Origin of the sequence: Labrys sp. KB_33_2, assembly GCF_052114505.1 — a bacterium.
In the GTDB taxonomy this organism is placed as follows: domain Bacteria; phylum Pseudomonadota; class Alphaproteobacteria; order Rhizobiales; family Labraceae; genus Labrys.
Genome location: NZ_JBFREW010000058.1, coordinates 1 through 2,492, shown reverse-complemented (window position 1 = coordinate 2,492; position 2,492 = coordinate 1). Strand labels below are relative to the sequence as shown.

Annotated in this window: 2 protein-coding genes; both read left to right on the top strand. The window is 63.1% G+C overall.

Translation table 11 applies throughout. From position 1 onward, the window contains the following. The first annotated feature begins 84 nt into the window (after positions 1 to 84). Positions 85 to 621 (top strand): transcription termination/antitermination protein NusG, encoded by a 537-nt coding sequence (nusG, locus tag AB4037_RS34440; RefSeq protein WP_441774651.1) that lies wholly within the window; start codon positions 85 to 87, stop codon positions 619 to 621. 236 nt (positions 622 to 857) lie between these two features. Beyond that, positions 858 to 2,300, top strand: a complete 1,443-nt coding sequence (locus tag AB4037_RS34435; protein WP_441774650.1) for an O-antigen ligase family protein — start codon at positions 858 to 860, stop codon at positions 2,298 to 2,300. Positions 2,301 to 2,492: the final 192 nt, after the last annotated feature.

Sequence of the window (2,492 nt, the reverse complement as noted above, 5' to 3'; positions counted from 1 at the left end):
GTTCAGCAACGACGCGTTTGCCAATCCTGGAGCCGGCATCGAAGGGGCGCAGGCCCCGAACGCTCTCTCGTGCCGAACGCAATCATGAGCGGGCCCCTATCCGGCCTGCTCCGGGCCAATGCAGGCGGGCAGCGCTGGTATGTCGCACAGACACGCGTCCGCTCGGAGGAAACCGCGCGCTTCAATCTGGAAGCGCAGGGCTTCGAGGTTTTCCTGCCGCGCACGCAGCGCACCGTCATGCATGCACGCAAGCGCCAGACCGTCCTCCACGCTCTCTTTCCCGGCTATCTGTTCGTACGCCTCGATCTGGAGCGCGAACGCTGGCGCTCGATCAACGGCACCATCGGGGTGGTGCAGGTGGTGACGGGTTCCAGCCTGCCGCTCGCCGTGCCCGATGGCGTGGTCGAAACGATCCTGACCTATGTCGATGCCGACGGCATCGCGCGGCTCGATCGTGATCTTTCGCAGGGGCAAACGGTTCGCGTGAAGCTGGGTCCCTTTACCGAAAGCATCGGCCCCTTGATGCGCCTCGATCCCAATGAACGCGCCCGCGTGCTGTTGGAAATCATGGGCCGGGCCGTGGAAATCAATCTGCCACGGCGAGCGCTGGAGGCGGTTTGAAGTTAAAGCGTTTTGCAATTTGGCGGTATCGCCAAGAATCGCAAAAACGCTCTAGCCAATCCGTTGGATTGGCTTGGAAACATGGAGTTGGCGTAAAGCTGCGTTTCAGCATGAGCGCGCTTTGCTCCAGCCGGCGCAAGCCGGCCTTCAGATGTCGGACAGAGGGTGAGACAGGTCGTTTCACCCTAACGGCGGTAGCATGGCAAAACGGGAAGTCGAGATCGGGGCTGGCGAAGGTGGCGAACGGCACGCTTGTGGATGAGCGCCCGGCATCCCTTGCCGGGGCAAGGACGGCGGCGGGCGTGATCGAGAGCCTTCTCCTCGTGGCGCTCATCCTCGGCCTTGCCTGGGCTCCGGCCTGGCTCGGCAGCAACAGGCCGATAGCTTGGGGCGTGAACGGCATCCTGTTCCCGGGGCTGGTCATCGCCTACGAACTCAGCCGGGTCGTCCTGGGCCGGCCCCATGCGGTGGCTGCACGCTATCTCTTGGTCCCGATAGGCCTTTTCATTGGTGTCGTCGCCTGGATTCTCCTGCAGATTTCACCGGGGATGCCGCCCTCCTTGGTTCACCCCATCTGGCCGTTGGCTGCCCAGGCGCTCGGCGAACCCCTCCCCGGCACGATCAGTGTCGATCCCGGTGCGAGCGCACTCGGGCTCCTCCGCCTGATCACCGACGCCAGCGTGTTCTGGCTGGCGCTCCAGCTCTGCCGCTCGGCCTCCCGGGCACATCTGCTGCTCTATGCGATCATGACCATCATCGCCGTCTATGCAGCGTTGGGACTCTATCTCGCGGTTTTCGAGGCTTCGAAAATTCCCTATCTCGACGGTTCCGCCCCCGGCCTGGTGCGATCGACCTTCATCAACCGCAACAGCCTGGCGGCCTATGCCGGCATCGGCGTCATCATCGCCTTGACCCTATGGCTCAGGGCCTTGAGAGCCGGGGCGGCACCGGCGGTCGGCCTCGATCTCCGCCGCTCAGGCCGTTTCCTCCCGCCGATGGCTCAACTCCATTGGGTAGAGATCGGCGCGGGATTGGTCGCTCTGAGCGCCCTGATGGCAAGCGGTTCGCGTGGAGGCGTCATCGCCACCGCCACCGCTATCGCGTGCATATTGGTTTTGTCGTTCCCCCGATCGGGCAGATCCATCGTCGAGCGGATTTCGGTGCTCCTTCTGCCGCTGCTGGCTTTAGGTGGTGCGGTCGCCTTGCTGGGCGACACCGTTTTCGGGCGCATCGCCGCCTCCGGCCTCACAGATACGAAGCGGGCGGCCGTCAACGACATCATGGTCCGCTCCCTTCAGGATGCTCCGTTCTCGGGCTTCGGCTACGGCACTTTTACCGACATTTTCCCCGTCTATCGCGATCAGTCGATCTCGACGACCGGCGTGTGGGACAAAGCTCACAACACTTATCTTGAGGTTTTGCAGGGCCTTGGCCTTGTATTCGGAACCATGATGATAACTCTGGTCGCCTGGCTCGTTGGCGTTTGTGCCGTCGGCGTGTTTCGCCGACGGCGGCACCGGGCTCCGCTAATCTGCGCCGCCGGTGCCGGTGTGCTCCTGGGCGTGCATGCGCTCGTCGATTTCAGCCTGCAGATCCAGGCGATCTCGTTGACCTTCATGGCCTTGCTGGGAGCCGGCGTGTCGCAATGGGCCAGCTCCAACGCGAATCTGTCGGACTAGAGGCTGTCATGAACTGCAGATGGATCCCTGACGACGATCGGGGCTGCGGAGCGAAAGCAAGGAACGGCGCCAGATGTTGAACCGTCTCGACACGAGGTTGCGCGGATTGGACGACAGCGAAACCCAGGGCAGCGGATTCGATGTCCGCGATACCGTCAACTTCGTCTGGCGCCAATGGGCCTTCATCCTTGC